Raw genomic sequence first — 18,768 nt, 5'->3', positions numbered from 1 at the left:
GCCGGTCCTCCTCGTTCGCCTGTGAATTAGGTAAGACTAACCTAACGGATCGGCGACATCAGAGGTGGGGGATTCGCGCCAGCACGTCACGTGTCGCGGGCAGAGCGCGCTCCCTGTCCTCTTTGACCAGGCCGATCCTGGTCCGGCGGTCCAGCAGGTCGCTCGCGTCGAGCGCGCCCTCGTGGCGGACGGACCACAGGAGCTCGCCCACGGTGATGCCGAGGCCGACCTCCTCCGGGTGCGCCCGTACGAGCTCGTGGACGGCGGCCGCCTCGCCGCCGTAGCGCTCCGTCAGCCGGGCGGGGACGCCGTCGGCCGCGAGGGGCTGCGCGCCCACGAGCGGGATGCGCCGGGTGCTGCTCCGTCCTGCCCGCAGGTTTCCGCACGTAACCGCACGATCAACCGCGTCCTCCGCCATACGACGGTATGTGGTGAGTTTTCCGCCGACGACGGTGACGAGGCCGCCTTCCGACAGCACCGCGTGCCGCCGGGACAGGTCGGCCGTGCGCCCGTCCGCCGCGTCGTCCCCGGCGCCGCCGGCCGCCAGGAGCGGCCTCAGGCCCGCGTACGCGCCCGCGACCGCCTCTCTGGCCACCCGAGTCTCGAGAACCCCGTTCAGCACCTCCAGGAGCGCTGTGACGTCCTCCTCGGGGGCCTCGGGCACGTCGGGCACCGGCCCGTCCACGGGCTCGTCGGTGAGGCCGACGTACACGCGGCCGTCGTGCTGGGGGAGCACCACAGCGAACCGGTTGGTCTCGCCCGGAAGGGGCAGATGCACGCCGGCGATCAGGCCGGGCAGCGTCCCCGGCCGCAGCACGAGGTGCGTGCCACGGGACGGGCGCAGCCGTACGCGGGGGTCCAGGGTCCCGGCCCACACGCCGGTGGCGTTGATCACCGTGCGGGCGCGGAGCTCGAACTCCTCGCCGGTCAGCTCGTCGCGCACGGCGACGGTCATCCCGCCGCCCGAATGCGTGAGCCGCAGGGCGCGGCAGCGGGTCAGCACGCGAGCCCCGCGCGCGGCGGCGGTCCTCGCGATCGCCACCACCAGGCGGGCGTCGTCGAGCAGCCGGCCGTCCCAGGACAGCAGCGCGCCCCGCAGGCTCCCCGCGGGGGCGACGGGGACGAGCGTGTGCGCCCGCGCCGCGTCCAGCCGGGACGGGCCGGGCAGCAGGCGGCGCGGGGTGCGGGCGGCGGCCCGCAGCGCGTCGCCGAGCCGGTAGCCGGACATCACCAGCGCGGCCTGTTTCCGTGACACGGCGGGGGTCAGCGGCAGCGCGTACGGATGCGCCCTGACCAGGTGCGGAGCCGTCCTGCGCAGCAGGATCCCGCGCTCGACGGCGCTCTCGTGCGCCACGCCCACCTGGCCCTTCGCCAGGTAGCGCAGCCCGCCGTGGATCAACTTGGAGCTCCACCGCGAGGTGCCGAACGCCAGGTCGTGCGCGTCGATGGCGGCCACGCGCAGGCCGCGGGCGGCGGCGTCCAGCGCGGCTCCCGCACCGGTCGCGCCCAGCCCGACCACCAGCACGTCGAGCCGTTCCTCGGCGACCCTGCGCAGCTCACGGGCGCGGCGGGCGGCGTTGAGCGAACTGTCCAAGATAGGCCTCCAGCAGGGCGGCGAGCTCGGCGTCGAGCTCGTCCATGGTGACGGGGTCGAGCATGGTGGGCGCCGACAGCAGGAACGACTGGGCCACCAGCAGCACGGCCCGCGCCCTGGCCGGGTCGCCGACGGCGGGCTCCAGCAGCTCCAGCACGGCCTCGTGGGTGGCGCCGCGCCGGTCGAGCAGGTAGGGGAGCAGCAGGTCGGGGTCCGCCTCGACGATCTTGCGCCAGAGGGGGTGGTCGCGCAGGCTCCGTACGCCCGCGACGACCGCCGGGACCGGGTCGCCGAGGTCGAGCCCGGACAGCACCCGCACCCACTCCCGCGTCATGAGGTCGGCGACCAGGGTGCGCACGTCGGGCCAGCGGCGGTAGAGCGTCATCCGGGACACGCCGGCCCGCCGCGCCACGTCCGTGAGCGTCGTCCTGCGGACGCCGTAGGCCAGCACGCAGTCGCGGGCCGCGTCCAGAACGCCGTCATTGTGACGAATAGCCGTCATATGTCACAGTGTACGCATGACCCGAGAACCGATGCTGTGGTGCGGCTGGGGCGACCCCGCCAAGGCCCGCGAGCTGCCCGAACAGGTGCGCGGGCTGCTGCGCGACCTCCTGGGCGTGCGGGCCCCCGACGCGCCGGCCGCCGCCCTGGAGTCGGTACGCCTGCCGCCGGTCGCCCTCACCCCGGCCCAGCTGGAGGCGCTGGCCGGGGTCGTGGGGGCGGAGCACGTACGGACCGGGCACGAGGAGCGGGTCCGCCACACGCGCGGCAAGTCCACCCCCGACCTGCTGCGTATTCGGGCCGGCGACGGCTCCGACGCGCCCGACGCCGTGGTGCTGCCCGGCTCGCACGAGGAGGTCGCCGCCCTGCTCGCCCTCTGCGCCCGCGAGCGCGTCGCGGTCGTGCCCTTCGGCGGCGGCACCTCGGTGGTGGGCGGGCTCGCCGCGAGCGCCCGCGACGGCTTCGCCGGCGTGATCGCGCTCGACCTGACACGGCTCGACCGGCTGCGCTCGGTGGACGCCGAGTCGATGACCGCCGAGTTCGAGCCGGGCGTGCGCGCCCCCGACGCCGAGCGGCTGCTCGCCGCGCACGGGCTGACCCTCGGCCACTTCCCCCAGTCCTTCGAGTACGCCACGCTCGGCGGCTTCGCCGCGGCCCGCTCCAGCGGCCAGGCCTCCGCCGGCTACGGCCGCTTCGACGACATGGTGGTCGGCCTCACCCTGGCCACGCCCTCCGGCACGCTCGAACTCGGCCGCGCGCCCAAGTCGGCGGCCGGCCCCGACCTGCGCCAGCTCGTGCTCGGCTCGGAAGGCGCGTTCGGCGTCATCACCGCGCTGCGGCTGCGCGTGCGCAGAGCCCCCGCCGAGCGGGTCTACGAGGGCTGGCGCTTCCCGGACTGGACGGCCGGGTCGGCGGCCGTGCGCGCGCTCGCCCAGGAGGGGCCGACGCCTGCCGTGCTGCGGCTGTCGGACGAGACCGAGACGATGATCGGGCTGGCCAAGCCGGACGCGATCGGCTCGGGCGGCTCGGGCGGGTGCCTGCTGGTCGCGGGCTACGAGGGCGCGTCGGTGTCCGCGCGGCGGGAGGCCGCGGGGGCCGTGCTGGCCCGGCTCGGCGGCGAGCCGCTGGGGGAGGAGCCCGGGCGGGCGTGGGAGCACGGGCGCTTCTCCGCGCCGTACCTGCGGGACTCGCTGCTCGCCGCCGGGGCCACCGTCGAGACGCTGGAGACCGCCGGGTTCTGGGCGGACCTGCCCCGGCTCTACGACGCGGTCCGGCTCGCGCTGCTCGGCGCGCTCGGCTCGCCGCTGGTGATGTGCCACATCTCGCACGTGTACGAGACCGGCGCCTCCCTCTACTTCACCGTCGTCACCCCCCAGGACGGCGACCCGGTGGCGCAGTGGGAGCGGGCCAAGACCGAGGTGAACGCGGCCATCGTGGCCACCGGCGGCACGATCTCCCACCACCACGGGGTCGGCCGCGACCACCGCGACGCCTACGCCGCCGAGATCGGGCCGCTGGGCGTCGCCGTGCTCCAGGCGGTCAAGGCCCGCCTCGACCCCGCCGGGATACTCAACCCGGGCGCGCTGGTCGCCGGCCCGTAGACCCTCAGCCCGCAGGCGTCAGTCCGGCGCAGGCCGCCAGTTCGGCGGAGGCCGTCAGCCCGGTGAAGGCCGTCAGTTCGGCGGAGGCCGTCAGCCCGGCGGCCGGTTGTCGCGGTCGGCCTCCTCCAGGGTCGCGGCGGCCTCGCTGAAGCGGTTGAGCGCCTCCTCGACGCTCGCCAGGTGGCGCAGCGCCTGCACCAGGGGGGCGCCGCCGCGTTCGCGCGTGAGCGCCACCGCCTCCTGGGCGAGCGGGAGGGCTTCGACGGCCTGGTGCCGGTCGAGCAGCATCAGGGCCGCCGTCCAGAGGCAGCGGGCGAGCAGCGCGTCGTGCTCGCCGGGGAACCTGCGCCGGAGGACCCTGCACTTGGCGATCGCCTCGCTCATGACGTTCAGTGCCGCCCTGCCCCACTTGGGGCGGGTGGCGGCGAGGGCGAGCAGGCCCTCGATCTCGGCCGTCTCCGCGGTTCCCCTCCGGGTCGCGTCGTCCGGGCCGTTACGCGTCATGGGAGCCTCCCCTCGGTGGTCCCAACCGCTTGCTTGGGGGGTGAGGGTACACCATTGTGAACCTTCTGTGTTCTTCACGGCACAGAGCGTCCATGATGCGTGAAGGGTGGAGTGAGGTAAAGATGTGGTCATGGTGGAAGCGGCGGCCGAGCGTGGAAAAAGGCTCTCTTCGCGGGAGTCTGAGGAAGGAGCGGGATGGGCCTGCTCGCAGATGGGCACATTCGCGGCGTTAAGACCGGATGACCGGGGTTTCACCTGGCTCAACGCGAGAACATTGTGGCGCTCGCGCAACGAGATCCTGGCGGGGCTGTTCGGGGATCCGTCGGGCGAGGTGCGGGCGCGGTGGGTGGCGGAACAGGAAGTTCGCGGGGTCGATCCGGAATTTCGCATCAGGCCGCCAGTAAAGGGAAATTTCGATTTCCTCCTGCTGGGTGACACCGGCGAGGGCGACGCCTCCCAGTACGCCGTCGTCCCCCCGATGCTGAAAGTGGGCGCCGGCACCGCTTTCGCCGTCATCGCCAGCGACGTGATCTATCCGACCGGATCCGGCAACGAGTACGGCCCCAAATTCTTCCGCCCGTACAAGGACTACGACGCCCCCATCTACGCGATCCCCGGCAACCACGACTGGTACGACGGCCTCGGCGGCTTCATGCGCGTCTTCTGCGACGCGCCGGCCCTCAAGCCCAAGCCGGACCGCGGCCTGCGCGGGCTGCTCTGGCGCAAGCCGGAGACCATCGACGAGGCCCTGCTGAAGGAGTCCCGCGCGCTGCGCGGCCGGCCGTCCCAGCAGGGAGCCCAGCCGGGGCCCTACTGGGCGATCGAGACCGACAGCCTGCTCATCGTCGGCGTGGACACCGGCATCAAGAACGTCATCGACGAGGGCCAGACCGCCTGGCTGCGCCGGGTCTCGCTCGACCCGCGCCCCAAGATCCTGGTGACCGGCAAGCCGATCTACGTCAACAACGCGTACAAACCGTCGGCGCTGGAGGGCGGCGGCACGATCGACGACATCGTGCGCGACCCGGCCCACCGCTACGTCGCGGCCATCGGCGGCGACGTGCACAACTACCAGCGCTACCCGGTCCGGGTGGGCGACCGGGTCATCCAGTACGTCGTCTCCGGCGGCGGCGGCGCGTTCATGCACGCCACGCACACCATCGACCGGGTCGACGTGGCCGGGGTGGCCGAGGACGACTTCAAGTGCTACCCGCTGCGCGGCGACTCGCTGTCGTACTACAGCCACCTCTACGCCCGCCGGCTCCGGATGAGGTGGCTCTACCTGCGGCCGCGGGAGGCCGTGTGCATCTCGGCGGAGCGCATCGGCAACGAGCCGCCCCGCACGCCCGAGGGTCCGGTCCAGGTCACCCGCCGGATGCGGTGGGCGGCGCGGCTGCTCGGCGCCTGGCCGTGGCCGCTGCGGCTGCCGGTGGGCAAGACCAACCACCGCTTCCTGTCGGAGCTGTCCGACTGGGACGCGCCGCCGTTCTTCAAGCACTTCCTGCACGCCTCGGTGACGCCGCAGGAGCTGACGCTGCGCTGCTTCGCCGTCACCGGCTGCCTCGACCAGGAGCTGGAGCCGCCCGTCGAGGACGAGGTGCGCATCAGTCTGTCGTAGCCGTTTGGCACCCTTGAGCACGTGTACGTGGTGGTCGCCGGAGAGACGGTGCTCCCGGTCGGGGGCGAGGTGAGCCGTCCCGCCGACCTGGCCGCGGCCGTGCGGGAGATCGAGGCGGCCGAGCGGTCCCGGTGGGTGTGGGCCGACACGCGCGAGAGCTATCCGGCGCTGCTGGAGTCAGGGGTGCGGGTCGGCCGCTGCCACGACCTCGCGCTCACCGAGGGCCTGCTGCTGGCGTACCAGGGCCGCCACGGCGAGAGCCGCACGGCGCGGGCCGCCCACGCGCGGCTGCGCGGGCTGCCCGTGCCGGAGGAGGCGCCGAGCCCGCCGGGCACGCTGTTCGCGCCCGAGCCGATGGCGGCGGAGGCGGTGGCCGAGGTGCTGGCCGACCAGCTCCGGCGCGTCGCGGCGCTGCCCGAGCCGGGCAGGTTCCGGCTGCTGGTGGCCGCCGAGTCCGCGGGCGCGCTGGTCGCCGCCGAGATGACGCACGAGGGCATGCCGTGGCGCAAGGACTTGCACGACGAGCTGCTGACCGGCCTGCTCGGGCCGCGTCCCGTGCACGGCATGCGGCCGGCCAGGCTGCAGGCGCTGGCCGACGAGGTGGCCGCGGCGTTCGGCCGCCCGGTCAACCCCGACTCGGTGCGCCAGCTCGTCAAGGCGTTCAAGGACGCGGGGGTCGAGCTCAAGAGCACCCGGTCGTGGGAGCTCAAGCGGGTCGAGCATCCCGCCGTGGCGCCGCTGCTGGCCTACAAGGAGCTGGCCAGGCTGTTCAGCGCGCACGGGTGGGCGTGGGCCGACCAGTGGGTGCGCGGCGGGCGGTTCCGCCCCGAATACGTGGTGGGCGGCGTGGTCTCCGGGCGGTGGGCCACCAGCGGCGGCGGCGCGCTGCAGATCCCCAAGGTCATGCGCCGCGTGGTGGTGGCCGACGAGGGCTGGACGCTGGTCGTGGCCGACGCCGCCCAGCTCGAACCCCGGGTGCTCGCCGCCATGGCCGGTGACGTCGGGCTGGCGAGGGCGGCCGGCGAGATCGACCTCTACTCGGCGCTCGCCACGTCCTTCGGCGGGCAGCGCGACCACGCGAAGATCGCCATGCTGTCGGCGATGTACGGCGGCACCAGCGGCGACGCCTCCAAGCTGCTGCCCGTGATGCGGCAGCGCTTCCCGAAGGCCTACCAGTTCGTGGAGGACGCCGCCAAGGCGGGGGAGGAGGGCCGGCTGGTGCGCTCGTGGCTGGGCCGCACCAGCCCGCCGCCATCGGCGCGCTGGCGCGAGCTCGTGTCGGGGCCCGAGGGCGGGCGCGCGGCCCGCGACCGGGGCCGCTTCACCCGCAACTTCGTGGTGCAGGGCACCGCGGCGGAGTGGGCGCTCGCGCTGCTCGCGGTGCTGCGGGGGCTGCTGCCCGAGCCGGCCAGGCTGGTGTTCTTCCAGCACGACGAGGTGATGGTGCACTGCCCGCGCGAGCAGGCCGACGAGGCGGTCGCGGCGGTGCAGGCGGCCGCCGCCGAGGCCACCCGCCTGCTGTTCGGCGACACCCCGGTCCGCTTCCCCATGGAGGCGGTGGCCGTCACCTGCTACGGCGATGCCAAATGAGCCTTACGCGACGCGAAGTGATCCCGGTCATGGCCGGGAGCGCACCGCGAGGAGCCAGAGCCCGGCGAGGGCGACCATGACGCCGACGGCCAGCCCCAGGACGCCGTAGGACAGCACGCCGACGATCGCGCCCGCGACGATCGTGCCGGTCGCGCCGCAGACGTTCATGATCAGGTCGGACAGTCCCTGGACAGAGGGGCGGCGCTCGATCGGCACCGACTCGGTGACCAGCGCCGAGCCGGCGACCAGCCCGCACGACCAGCCGAGGCCGAGCAGGAACAACGCCGCCGTCACCTGCCCGACCCGGTGCCCGGCGGTGCCGGCGAGCGCGGCGGCGGTCACCAGCAGCGCCGAGCCGAGCAGCAGCACGGGCACCTTGCCCGCCTTGTCCGCCAGCCAGCCGACGAGCGGCGAGAGCATGTACATCCCGGCGATGTGCAGGCTGATCACCAGGCCGATGACGTCCAGCGTGGAGCCGTCGTGGTGGAGCTTGACCGGGGTCATCGACATGACCGACACCATGGCCGTGTGGCTCACCGCGATCATGACCAGGGCGCGGCGGGCCGCCGGGGTGGTGCGCAGGGTGTCCCAGGCGGTGCGGATCGTCCGGTTCCCGGCGGGTCCGTCCTCGGCCGTGCCGTCCAGGCGGCGGGCCAGCCGGAGCGGGTCGGGGCGCAGCAGGCCCAGGATGATGATCATCGCCAGGGTGAAGGCGAGCGCCGCGAACGCGAACGGGCCCGCCTTGTGCACCAGCCCCAGCCGGGTGCCGATCAGGTCGGCGGGCTCGGCCAGGTTGGGGCCGGCCACGGAGCCGATGGTCGCGGCCCAGACGACCAGCGACAGGTGCCGGGCCGAGCGGCCCTTCGGCGACAGGTCGGTGGCCGAGTAGCGCGCCGCCAGGCCGCCCGCGCTGCCGCCGCCCACCAGCACCAGCCCGGCGAGGAGCAGCGGCCAGGTGCGCAGGCTGATGGCGGCCACCGAGATCACGCTGCCGGCGAGCGCGGCCGCGTACGCGAGGGTGAGCCCCGCGCGGCGCCCGCCCCTGCCGGAGGCCTTGGCGGTGGGCAGGGCCAGCAGCGCCGCGCCGAGCGTGGTCGCGGTCCCCGCGAAGCCGCTGATCACCGTGGATCCCGACAGCTCGTCCACGACGACCGAGCTGAGCGCGAGCCCGACCGCGACCCCCACGCCGCCCATGATCTGGGCCGCCGACAGCACGCCCAAGGTGCGGCGTTGGATGCTCTGGATCCGGTCAGGCGAGGATTGGGTGGGTTTGGTGGGGGCGCTGGTCACGTGTGAAGTCTCGCATGTACCTCAACAACACCCCAAAGAAGGGCAGCAACCCTTTTCCGCCTGGGAAGACCTTTTTCTGCGATATTTCAGAAAAACGGGAGCATTCAGAGGACGGTGACGCCGTCCCCCACCTTGATCCTGCCGGTCGTGTCCGGGATCAGGTTGATGCCGAACCAGACCTTGCCGTCCCACTTGCGGTGCCGGGACAGCGTGCGGATGGGCTCCTTGCCCTTCGCGTGGGTCTCCGGGTCGATGGTCGTGAGCACGCAGCGGTCGCAGCCCTTGGTGACCCGGAAGGCCACGTCGCCGATCCTGAGCCGCTTCCACTCGTCCTCGGCGAAGGCCGTCGCGCCGTCCACGACCACGCTCGGCCGGAAGCGGCGCATGGACAGGGGCGCGGGCGGCTCCTCGCCGCGCTCCAGCGCGCCCTCCGCGACCCACTCGTCGAGCCGCGCCAGCGAGGCGGTCGTGGTGAGCAGCAGCGGGGCGCCGTCGGCCAGGCTCACGCTGTCGCCCGGCCTCCCGTACGGCGGGTCGATGCGGCGGCGCGTGGGGTCGTCGAGCCACTTGAGCCGGACCGGCCGGCCGGCCAGCTCCGACAGCCAGCGCGCGGCCGCGTCGCCGCAGTCGGTCAGCTCCACCGGGGTGCCCCACACGTCCACGGTGGACAGCGTGCCTTCGGGGACCACGGGGAACGGATCGGCGTGCGGCCCGGTCAGGGTGAGCCGGTCGCCGTCGAGCCGGGCCACGCAGGACAGCAGCTGCGGCTCGTCGCGGGCGGTGAGGAGGTCGCCGCGCTCGTCGATGATGAGGTAGCGGCGGTCGCCCGCCAGGCCCCAGGGCTGCACCTCGGCCTCGGTGAGGTCGTGCCCGGCAGTCGATTTGATGGGGTATCGGTGGATGCTGGCCAGTCTCATCAGATACCTCCGAGGAGACCCCGCCTTCAGGCAGGGGAGGAATCGGACTCCTGCGGAGCAGGGCAGGAGCAGGGCAGGAGCAGGCGGTGCGCCGCCAGGCGAACCGTCGTCTTTGAATCGTCCGGTGCGCGAGTGATCTCGCCCCTAGGATAGAAAAATGGCGCAGCTGGTGAAGCGGGCCTACAAGTTCCGCTTCTATCCGACCCCCGAGCAGGCCGAACAGCTTGTCCGGACGTTCGGCTGCGTGCGCCTGGTCTACAACAAAGCACTCGAAGAGCGAAGTCGCGCCTACAGGCTGGAGGGCCGCGGCGTCTCCTACGGCGAGTCGTCGGCCGCGCTGACCGCGTGGAAGAGAACGCCCGAGCTGGCGTTCTTGTGTGAGGTGTCGTCGGTGCCGTTGCAGCAGGCGCTGCGGCATCTGCAGGCAGCGTTCGCGAACTTCTTCGCCCGCCGCGCGAAGTATCCGACGTTCAAGAGCAGGAAGCGGTCGCGGGCGTCGGCTGAATTCACCCGTTCGGCGTTCCGCTGGCGGGATGGCCGGCTGACCCTGGCGAAGATGGGCGCGCCGCTGGATATCGTGTGGTCGCGTCCGCTGCCCGAGGGGGCCGAACCGTCGACGGTGACCGTGTCCAGGGACGCGGCCGGGCGGTGGTTCGTGTCCCTACTGGTGGAGGAGAAGATCGCGCCGTTGCCGCCGGCTGAGCGGTCGACGGGCCTGGACGCGGGCCTGACCGCGCTGCTCACGCTGTCGTGCGGTGAGAAGATCGCCAATCCGCGTCATGAGCGTCGTGAGCGGCGCAGGCTGGCCAAGGCACAGCGGGCCCTGGCCCGTAAAAAGAAGGGGTCGAAGAACCGGGCCAAGGCCCGACTGAAGGTGGCGCGGGTGCACGCCCGGATCGCCGACCGCAGGCGCGACTACCTGCACAAGGTCACCACCCGGCTGGTACGCGAGAATCAAGTGATCGCCGTGGAAGACCTGGCCGTCCGCAACCTGCTCAAGAACCACACGCTGGCCCGCGCCATCTCCGACGCCGGCTGGCGGGAGCTGCGGCGCATGCTGGAGTACAAATCCGACTGGTACCGCCGCACGCTGGCGGTGGCAGACCGCTTTTTTCCCTCCTCCAAGTTGTGCTCGCTCTGCGGAGCGCTGCAAGGGCAGATGCCGTTGAGCGTCCGTGAGTGGGTCTGTGCGTGCGGTGCGGTTCATGACCGGGAGGTGAACGCGGCTCAGAACATGCTGCTCGCCGCCGGGCTGGCGGAGAGCTGAAACGCCTGTGGAGCTGGTGTAAGACCTCAAGCGGGAGTCCTCCTCTCGCGGCGGGCGACCGGCGGTGAAGCAGGAAGGCCGACCGGCGACGGTCGGAATCCCCCTCGTTCACGAGGGGGAGGATGTCAAAGCGCTGACCGTACCGCACCGGGCACGGCCCGGTCCTGGGTCGCGGAAGCCTCTCCGCGGGACAGGCGCGCCGCCAGCGCGACCGCGGCGAGGGCCGCGAGGCCGATCGCCGCGCCGAGCCACGAGACCGACGGGTAGCCGAGGCCCGCGTCGATGACCAGGCCGCCCAGCCAGGGGCCGATCGTGATGCCGGCGTTGAAGGCGGCGACGTTGCCCGCGGCGGCGAGCGTCGGCGCGCCCTCAGCCAGCGCGAAGGCGCGGGTGTTGAGCGCCGGGTTGGTGGCGAAGCCGAACCCGCCGAGCAGGACCACCAGCACGACGGCGAGCACCGGGACCGGGGCGGCCAGGGCCAGCGCCGCCGAGACGACGATCACGCCCGCGACGCCGACGAACAGGGTCGGGAACGGCCGGGCGTCGGCGGTCCTGCCGCCGGCCGTGATGCCGGCGAGCGCCCCGAGTCCGTATCCGGCCAGCACGGCGGGCACCCAGGCGGGGGCCAGCCCGGTGGTGACGGTGAGCAGCGCGCTCAGGTAGCTGAAGGTGGCCAGCAGCGCGGCGGTGGCGAGCGCGGTGGTGCCGTACGCGAGCCAGAGCCGGGGGTTGACCAGCGCGCGCAGCTCCGCCCCGACCCGCGGCGCCGAGTCACCGCGCCCGCCGCCGCCCGGGATGGTGGTGAGCACGCCCACGCCCGCGAGCAGCGTCATCGCGGCCACCGCCCAGAACGCCGCCCGCCAGCCGAGATGCTGCCCGAGCACGGTGCCCAGGGACAGCCCGAGCACGGTCGCGACGGTCAGCCCGCCCGCGAGCACGCTCATGGCCCGGCCGCGGGCTCCGGCGGGCACGAGGCCGATGACGGTGCCCGCCGCCACGGCCCAGAACCCGGCGTACACGAACGCGCCGGCCACCCTGGTGACGAAGAGGGTGGTGTAGTCGCTGGTCAGCGCGCCGACCACGTGGGAGAGCGCGAAGATCACCAGGAACGTCAGCAACGCCGTACGGCGGGGCCAGCGCAGCGTCACCACGGCCAGCACCGGGGCGCCCACCAGCATCCCCATCGCGAACGCCGAGATCAGCAGCCCGGCCCGCGGCACGGACACCCCGAGGTCGGCGGCCAGCTCGGGCAGCAGCCCGGCCAGCATCAGCTCCGAGGTGCCCTGCGCGAAGATCGACAGGCCCAGTACGTAAACCGCCAAGGGCACGGCGGTCTCCTTCCTTTTAGATCGTTCAGTCCAAAATTCGGGCACGAAAAATCAGAGCACGCCCAGCGCGGTCCGCACGACGGATTCCAGCGCGGCCCGGTCGGCCCCGCCGCGCCCCAGCACGCGCAGCCCGGAGACGGTGGCGGTCACGAACCTGGCGAGCTCCAGCGGATCCTTGTCCGGCGCGAGCTCGCCCCGCGCCCTGGCGTGCTCGAACGCCGCGCGCATGATCCCCACCCGCAGCTCGGTGTCGCGCCGCAGCATCTCGGCGACCTCCGCGTCGCGCGGCCCCAGCTCGATCATCGAGTTGACCACGAGGCAGCCGTCCGGGTCGTCGGGGTCGGGCGCGACCGCCCAGCCCAGCACCGTGGCCACCTTCTCCCTGATCGGCAGCTCGCCGTCCATCAGCTCGATGAGCGCGGCGTCGCGCTGGTCCATGTAGCGGCGCAGCGCCCTGCGGAACAGGTCGTGCTTGCCGGCGAAGGTGTTGTAGACGCTGCTGCGCCCGAGCCCCGTGGCCGCGCAGAGGTCCTGCGTCGAGGTGGCCTCGTAACCCGCCCGCCAGAACGCGCGCATCGCCGCCTCGACGGCGGCCTCCTCGTCGAACGTCCTCGGTCGTGCCATGGCGGCCACGCTAGCACGTTCTGGAACGGTCAGTGCAAAACGGGGGTCAGGTGGTCTGGCGGAAGGTGTTGAGGAACACCTTGCGCATGTCGGCCTGCTCGTCCCACTTCAGCTCGGGCACGTCGAAGGTGATCGTGAAGGCGGTGGTGTCGTCCACGGTGACGTACCGGGTCAGCGCGTGCATGGGGACGCCGGCCGCGGTCGTGTACGTGTACTCCCAGTCGGCCGCCTTCCAGCCCCGGTAGTTCACGCCCTGGAGCTGCACCTGGATGTAGCTCTCCTTCCCGCCCTCGGACTCCCGGTGGCTCAGCTCCGCCAGGCCGCCGTCGGCCTCCGGGCTCGCGTCCTCGACCACCGCGCGCAGGCCGGAGTCCTTGGGCCCGGTGAACGTCGCCACGCCGCCCGCCGCCGCCAGCTTCCAGCCCTCGGGCACCGCGACCGTGAACCCGGCCGCGGTCTGCTCCCGGTAGCCGTCGGGCGCCGCCGACGGCTCGCTCTGCAGGGTGCGTGCGGTGGCCGTGGCGGCGGGCTGCCCGGCCACCGGCGTGGGGGAGCCGCCGCTCGACAGGCCGAGTACGGCCGCGACGATGGCGCCGCCCACCACCACCAGGGAGCCCGCGATCGTGAGCGGCGTGGGCCGGCCGTCGCGCATCCACAGGCCGTCGTCGTCCTCGGTCCGCCGCCGGCTCCTGCCCGTGCGCGGCGCGGCGGAGGGCAGCCGGGTCAGGCGGCCGGGGCGCAGGTCGTCGGTCAGGCCGCGCGAGTGCTCGCGCAGGTCGTCGGGGGAGGCCAGCGGCCACGGGGTGTCCGCGGGGCCGGCGGAGCGGCTGTCCGTGGTCAGCGGCAGGATCGGGCGCGGATGCGGGCCGGACCCGCCGATCAGGTCGTCGTCCGGTTCCCTGTTCAGCCCAGGGGACAGGCCGGGGGGCGGCCCGCCGGGGTAGGCGGGGTCGCCGAAGCCCTGCGGGCGCGGGATCTGGTCGGTGCGGTGACTGCCGGACGGCGAGCCCAGCCCGTCGTACGGCATCGCGTGCCCGCCCGACGGGCTGGTGAGCGGGTCGTACGGGATCCGCACCGGCCCCGAGGGCGTCTCCACGATCCGCGAGGGCATCGGCCCCGACGGCGGGTCCAGCGGCGGCAGCAGGTCGGCGGGCACCGGCTCCACCGGGCTCGGCAGCGGCTCGGGCGTGCGCGGCCGGACCGAGCCGTGCGCCCGCAGCACCGCCTCCAGCATCTCGACGACCTGCGGGGCGGTCAGCCGCTCCTCGGGGTTCTTGCGCAGCAGGCCCTCGATCACCGGCATGAGCGAGCCGGCGCGCTGCGGCGTGATCGGGGGCTGGGTGAGCACCTGGCCGAGCACCGCGACCGGGTCAGGACCCTCGTACGGCGGCCGCCCCTCGACGGCGGCGTACAGGGTGGCGCCGAACGACCACAGGTCGGCCGCCTGCGTGATCGTCTGCCCCGACAGCCGCTCCGGCGGGATGTACGCCGGCGACCCCATGAGCAGCCCGGTCTGGGTGATCGTCACGTCGCCCTCGATGGCCGCGATGCCGAAGTCGGTCAGCACGACGCGGTCGGAGGTCAGCAGCACGTTGCCGGGCTTGATGTCGCGGTGCAGGATGCCGGCGGCGTGCGCGTGCATGAGCGCGTCGAGCACCCGGATGGCGATCTCGGCCGCCTGGATCACCGGCAGCGGCCCGCTCTGGCGCACCGCCTGCTCCAGCGACCACGCGCGGACCAGCTCCATGACGATCCAGGGCCGCCCGTCCTCCTCGACCACGTCGTGGACGGTCACGATGCCGGGGTGCTGCAGGCGGGCGGCCGATCTCGCCTCGCGCAGCATCCGCCGGTGCGCGAGCTCCTTGCCCGCCTGGTCGAGCCCGTAGGGCAGCATGAGCTCCTTGACCGCCACGTCCCGGTCGAGCAGCACGTCGTGGGCGTGCCACACCATGCCCATGCCGCCCCTGCCGACCGGGGACATCAGGCGGTAGCGCCGGCCGACCAGCCGGCCCTGGCCCTGGGCGGCGCCGCTCACGGCGTCCCCTGCCTGGCCGGATCCGCCGAGCAAGCGGTCGGCTGCCATGATCCCGCCCCCATCTCCCTCATCCGTCACGTGCGTTCATCACGCTACTTGCAGATTATGAGGTTCGTTACGATAACGGCGGCGAATGCGCAAGGGAAGCTGATACGTCGTTACAACGCCCTTGACGTGCAGATATGGCGAATTTCAAGAAATTGGATCATTTACCGCTGCGGCCAATGCCAGCAAAGCGGCCACGAACGCCTGTGCGGGTGGTTCGACCAGACCCGCCCCGACCTGCCCGGTTCCCGCCACGCGGCCCGCGATACCGGTGTTGACCACCGGCAGCACGCCCGTCCTGGCCACCAGGGCCACGTCGACGCCGACCGGCGTGCCGCGGAAGCCGAGCCCGGGAATCTGGTACGCCGGATGTTCGGCGAGCGTGATCTCGTACATCGAGCGGGTGGCCCGTACGGCGTCGGCCACCTCGCCGCCCACGAAACGCACGATCGCGGGCGCGGCCGCCATCGCGAAACCGCCGAGGCCCGCGGTTTCGGTGATCGTGGAATCGCCGATGTCGGGATTGGCGTCGTCGGGGCCGTACGAGCCGAGGTAGAGCCCGTCGGGCACCCCCGCCGGGCCGGTGAACCAGCGCCCGCCGAGCCCCGACACCTGCACCCCGAACTCGGTGCCGTTGCGGGCCATCGCCACGACCATGGACGAGCCGGGCACGTCGCGGGCGGCGTCCGTGGCGGCCTTGGCCGCGGCCATGCCCGCGTTGAGGAAGAAGTGGTCGTTGCCGCCCATGAAGCGCAGCACCTCCGCCGCCCGCCCCGGCGCGGCCTCGACCACGGCCGGGGCCAGCTCGCGCAGCAGCAGCGAAGTGGCCGCGCGGTTGCGGTTGTGCAGCTCGTCGCCCATCTGCAGCGCCTGCGCGACGAGCGCGCGCAGGTCGAGCGGCCCGGTCGCGGCCAGCGCCGCGGCGAGCACGGGGCCGAGCACCTCGTCCATCCAGCGCAGCCGCTCCAGCACCTCGGGGCCGTACGCGCCGTACCGCAGGACCTTGCCCAGGCCCTCGTTCAGCGAGCAGTACGCGAGCCCGCCGTGCTCCTCGTCGCGCACCTCGAACATCCACATCGACGGGCTCACCACGCCCGCCATCGGCCCCACCGCGCCGTGCTCATGGCAGGGCCGCAGCGCCGCCTCGCCGGCCGCCAGCCCGCGCTCCGCGTCGCGCTCGTCGCCCGCCCGGCCCTCCAGCAGCATCGCGCCGATGAGCGCGCCGCGCAGCGGCCCGGACGCCCGCTCCCAGGTGATCGGCGGCCCCGCGTGCAGGAACGCGCCGCCCGCCAGCGCCTCGCCCAGCACCTCCGAGGCACGCCGGACGCCCACGAGATGCGGCCTGGCGGACGTCAGGCGGCGGGCGGCCAGCTCGTTCGCGGCCTGCCTGCGCGGGTCGGACAGCACCCTGACCAGCGCCTCGGCGGTGCCCGGCAGCGGCGGGCGCCAGTCCACGGGCGTGGTGGCCACGGCCTGCGCGGCCAGGGACTCGTCGAGCAGACCGGCCCCGGTCGTGACGACGCGGGACGGGGCGGACAGGAAGGTCACAGGAGGCTCCTGGCGTGCCGGGCGGCCTGGGCGTTCGAGAGGTAGACGGCCGCCCCCGCCTCCCGCAGGGCCGCGGCCTGGCGGTGCAGGTCCTGCGGGTCGCCCTGGGTGCCGACCAGCGCCACGACCACGGTGGCCGGCGTACGGGCGATGGCCGGAGCGAGCGTCACGGCGGGATCGGGGTCGGCCGCGTGGCCGAGGACGACGTCCATGAGCACCACGTCCGTCTCCGCCGCCCGCGCCAGCGCCTCCACGCGCAGCGCGGGGTCGATCATCGGGTGCGCGCGGCCCCGCGTGTAGGCGTCGTCGCCGTAGTCCACGAAGTCGCCCTGCCCGGCGACCAGCGCGGCCTCCGTGCTCAGCGTCCCGCCGGAGTAGAGGCCCTTGAGCGCCTTGCGCGCGCCGCCGCGCACCGGGCCTGGCCAGGACGGCCACTCCGGCACCGGCCGGCCGAGCGCCCGCAGCGCGGCCTCGGCCGTGTCGGTCAGGTCGGTGGCGTCCCGCCCGAGCAGCGCGCTGATCACCGGGGTGCGCAGCCCCGCCACGGCCTCCGCCACCGCCCCCGCCACCTCCGGCGCGGGCGGCTTCGAGATCAGCACGATCAGCTCGGTGGCCGGGTCGTCGTCCAGCAGGCGCAGCGCGCGCAGCGTGGACAGGCCGCCGACCTCGGCCGACAGGTCCCTGCCTCCCACGCCCAGGATGTGGCTGACCCCCGCCCCCGCCCAGTCGAGCAGCGAGGTGACCTGCTGCGCGCCGGTGCCGGAGGCCGCCACCACGCCGACGGGCCCCGGCGCGAGCACGTTCGCGAACCCGAGCCCCACCCCGCCGATCGAGGCGGTGCCGCAGTCGGGGCCCATGACCAGGACGTCCCGCTCCTCGGCCAGCTCCTTCAGCCGCCGCTCCAGCGCGACCGGCACGCCGTCACTGAAGATCATGACCGGCAGCCCGGCCGCCACCGCGTCGTACGCCTCGCAGAACGCGTGCTCGCCCGGCACCGAGACGACCGCCAGCCCGGCGGGCTCGCGGCGGATCGCCGACCCGGTCGTCAGCGGCGGCTGCCCGTCCGCCCCCGCCTCACCGGGCCGTTCGAGCTCGCCGAGCCGCCGGTCCGCCTCCGCCACGGCCGCGCCGGGGTCGTCGGCCCGTACGGCGATCAGCAGGTCGCCGGGACCGGCCGGCGGCACGGTGAAGCCGAGGTCGCCGAGCACCGCCACGTTCAGCTCCGTCGCCATGGCGACCATGGCCGTCTCGACGCCCGGCGTCGCCGACAGCGCCCTGCTCACCCGCATGAGCCGTACCGAGTCGTGATAGGCGCCCTTGCGGACGAGGACGACCTCCCCGCTCACGGACGCCCGCCGAGTGAGAGCACGGCGTCCACGCCGATCGCGATCCCCTGCGCGAGGTCGGCCCCCGAGGTGTGGCCGACCCGGCGCAGCCGCCGCAGCGCCGGTTCGAGCGGCTGCGCGCCGGCGACGCCGCGCAGCACCGCCGTCACCTCCGGGCTCGCCTCGCCCCTGGCCGCGCAGTGCAGGAGCGTCGCCGACAGGGGAGTGGTACGGGTGCGCGCGTCGAACGTCACGGTCGCCGCCAGCCAGCCGGCCAGCCACACCGCCCGCTCCGTCCCCGTCGCCGTCCCGAGGTGCCGCAGCGTCACCAGCAGCCCGGCCAGCACGTCGTCACCGCTCGGCGTGAGCCCGGGACCGAGCCCGACCAGTTGCTCGGCCGCCGTCGCCATGCCCAGCAGCCAGCCGCGCCCGCAGGCCGCCGCGAGCGCGGCGACCGCGCCGTTGCCCGGCAGCCCGGGAGCGGGCTCCGCCGGCCGGGCGAGGACCGTGGCGGCCCCCTCCAGGCCCGCCAGGTCCACCTGCCCCAGCGGCGGCGCGGGATCCCACCAGCGCCGGACGCGCAGGCTCAGCGGCCCGAGGTCCACGCCCCGGTCGCCCACCCACGCCTCCTCGCCCACCTCGACCCTGGGCAGTCCGCCCGCCAGCAGCACGGAGTTGGGGAGCCGGACCGCCTCGCCGGTGATGACCGCGATCACCGTCGGCTCCAGCTCCGTCCGCACCTCCAGGTAGACCCCGGCGGGGAACGCCGCGAGTACCCGGGCGGGCCGCCGCGACGCCTCCAGGAGCGGACGGACCGCGGTGCTGGCCGCTCCCGGGACGTGAGCCGAGGCACGGACGCGGGTGCGCCGCGCGGACGTGCTGACATGGACACCGACGGGCAACGGACCTCCCTGACCGACCTTGGACCTGACCGTAGAACGGCCGGCGAACCCTCCGTACGGAGAAATTTGCCAACAGTGC

14 protein-coding genes and 1 pseudogene are annotated in these 18,768 nt (G+C 74.0%); 4 read left to right on the top strand and 11 right to left on the bottom strand.

Translation table 11 applies throughout. From position 1 onward, the window contains the following. Positions 1–58: 58 nt before the first annotated feature. Together ABD292_RS27480 and ABD292_RS27475 are read right to left on the bottom strand one after the other, a co-directional pair. Positions 59–1,594, bottom strand: a complete 1,536-nt coding sequence (locus ABD292_RS27480; RefSeq protein WP_344212179.1) for a glycerol-3-phosphate dehydrogenase/oxidase — start codon at positions 1,592–1,594, stop codon at positions 59–61. After that, positions 1,557–2,096, bottom strand: coding sequence for a TetR/AcrR family transcriptional regulator (locus tag ABD292_RS27475; RefSeq protein WP_344212177.1), 540 nt, complete (start codon positions 2,094–2,096; stop codon positions 1,557–1,559). Before ABD292_RS27475 ends, ABD292_RS27480 begins: the two co-directional genes overlap by 38 nt. Before the next feature lie 31 nt (positions 2,097–2,127). Between ABD292_RS27475 and ABD292_RS27470 the strand changes: the two genes are divergently transcribed. Further along, complete coding sequence (locus ABD292_RS27470) at positions 2,128–3,696, top strand: FAD-binding oxidoreductase (protein WP_344212809.1); 1,569 nt, start codon at positions 2,128–2,130, stop codon at positions 3,694–3,696. 90 nt (positions 3,697–3,786) lie between these two features. Here the strand turns inward: ABD292_RS27470 and ABD292_RS27465 are convergent, their stop codons facing one another. Continuing rightward, complete coding sequence (locus ABD292_RS27465) at positions 3,787–4,200, bottom strand: hypothetical protein (protein WP_344212175.1); 414 nt, start codon at positions 4,198–4,200, stop codon at positions 3,787–3,789. A 211-nt stretch (positions 4,201–4,411) separates the two neighbouring features. Here ABD292_RS27465 and ABD292_RS27460 point away from each other — a divergent pair, with 211 nt between their 5' ends. Continuing rightward, complete coding sequence (locus ABD292_RS27460) at positions 4,412–5,818, top strand: metallophosphoesterase family protein (RefSeq protein WP_344212173.1); 1,407 nt, start codon at positions 4,412–4,414, stop codon at positions 5,816–5,818. Between the two features lie 21 nt (positions 5,819–5,839). Then, a complete protein-coding gene (locus ABD292_RS27455; protein ID WP_425565173.1) occupies positions 5,840–7,408 on the top strand; it encodes a bifunctional 3'-5' exonuclease/DNA polymerase in 1,569 nt (522 codons plus the stop codon). Between the two features lie 27 nt (positions 7,409–7,435). On the opposite strand, the gene ABD292_RS27450 is transcribed toward ABD292_RS27455, so the two are convergent. Further along, entirely contained in the window at positions 7,436–8,698 is a 1,263-nt protein-coding gene (locus ABD292_RS27450) for an MFS transporter (RefSeq protein WP_344212171.1), read from the bottom strand. A gap of 104 nt (positions 8,699–8,802) precedes the next feature. Beyond that, positions 8,803–9,615, bottom strand: a complete 813-nt coding sequence (locus tag ABD292_RS27445; RefSeq protein WP_344212169.1) for an MOSC domain-containing protein — start codon at positions 9,613–9,615, stop codon at positions 8,803–8,805. Positions 9,616–9,772: 157 nt separating this feature from the next. Here ABD292_RS27445 and ABD292_RS27440 point away from each other — a divergent pair. Further along, positions 9,773–10,985: pseudogene (locus ABD292_RS27440) on the top strand (RNA-guided endonuclease InsQ/TnpB family protein); the annotation flags it as partial. 22 nt (positions 10,986–11,007) lie between these two features. On the opposite strand, the gene ABD292_RS27435 reads toward ABD292_RS27440, so the two are convergent. The 6 genes from ABD292_RS27435 to ABD292_RS27410 all read right to left on the bottom strand — a co-directional run bounded on the left by ABD292_RS27435 (position 11,008) and on the right by ABD292_RS27410 (position 18,689). After that, on the bottom strand, positions 11,008–12,210 hold the full coding sequence (locus ABD292_RS27435; protein WP_344212167.1) for a Cmx/CmrA family chloramphenicol efflux MFS transporter: 1,203 nt from the start codon (positions 12,208–12,210) through the stop codon (positions 11,008–11,010). 51 nt (positions 12,211–12,261) lie between these two features. Further along, positions 12,262–12,834 (bottom strand): TetR/AcrR family transcriptional regulator, encoded by a 573-nt coding sequence (locus ABD292_RS27430; RefSeq protein ID WP_344212165.1) that lies wholly within the window; start codon positions 12,832–12,834, stop codon positions 12,262–12,264. A gap of 46 nt (positions 12,835–12,880) precedes the next feature. Next, entirely contained in the window at positions 12,881–14,917 is a 2,037-nt protein-coding gene (locus ABD292_RS27425; protein ID WP_344212163.1) for a serine/threonine-protein kinase, read from the bottom strand. A 144-nt stretch (positions 14,918–15,061) separates the two neighbouring features. Continuing rightward, positions 15,062–16,462, bottom strand: a complete 1,401-nt coding sequence (locus ABD292_RS27420; protein ID WP_344212161.1) for a YlbE family protein — start codon at positions 16,460–16,462, stop codon at positions 15,062–15,064. After that, positions 16,459–17,808 carry an AllF/FdrA family protein gene (locus ABD292_RS27415; RefSeq protein WP_344212159.1) on the bottom strand — a complete coding sequence of 450 codons (1,350 nt, stop codon included), beginning with the start codon at positions 17,806–17,808 and terminating at the stop codon, positions 16,459–16,461. Before ABD292_RS27415 ends, ABD292_RS27420 begins: the two co-directional genes overlap by 4 nt. After that, positions 17,805–18,689, bottom strand: a complete 885-nt coding sequence (locus tag ABD292_RS27410; RefSeq protein ID WP_344212157.1) for an oxamate carbamoyltransferase subunit AllH family protein — start codon at positions 18,687–18,689, stop codon at positions 17,805–17,807. The genes ABD292_RS27415 and ABD292_RS27410 overlap by 4 nt, the downstream gene beginning before the upstream one ends. Between the last annotated feature and the right edge of the window lie 79 nt (positions 18,690–18,768).

It is taken from the genome of Nonomuraea bangladeshensis (genome assembly GCF_039529455.1).
Lineage (GTDB): Bacteria > Actinomycetota > Actinomycetes > Streptosporangiales > Streptosporangiaceae > Nonomuraea > Nonomuraea bangladeshensis.
The sequence above is the reverse complement of the archived record's forward strand: the minus strand, read 5'-3'. Positions and strand labels throughout refer to the sequence as shown.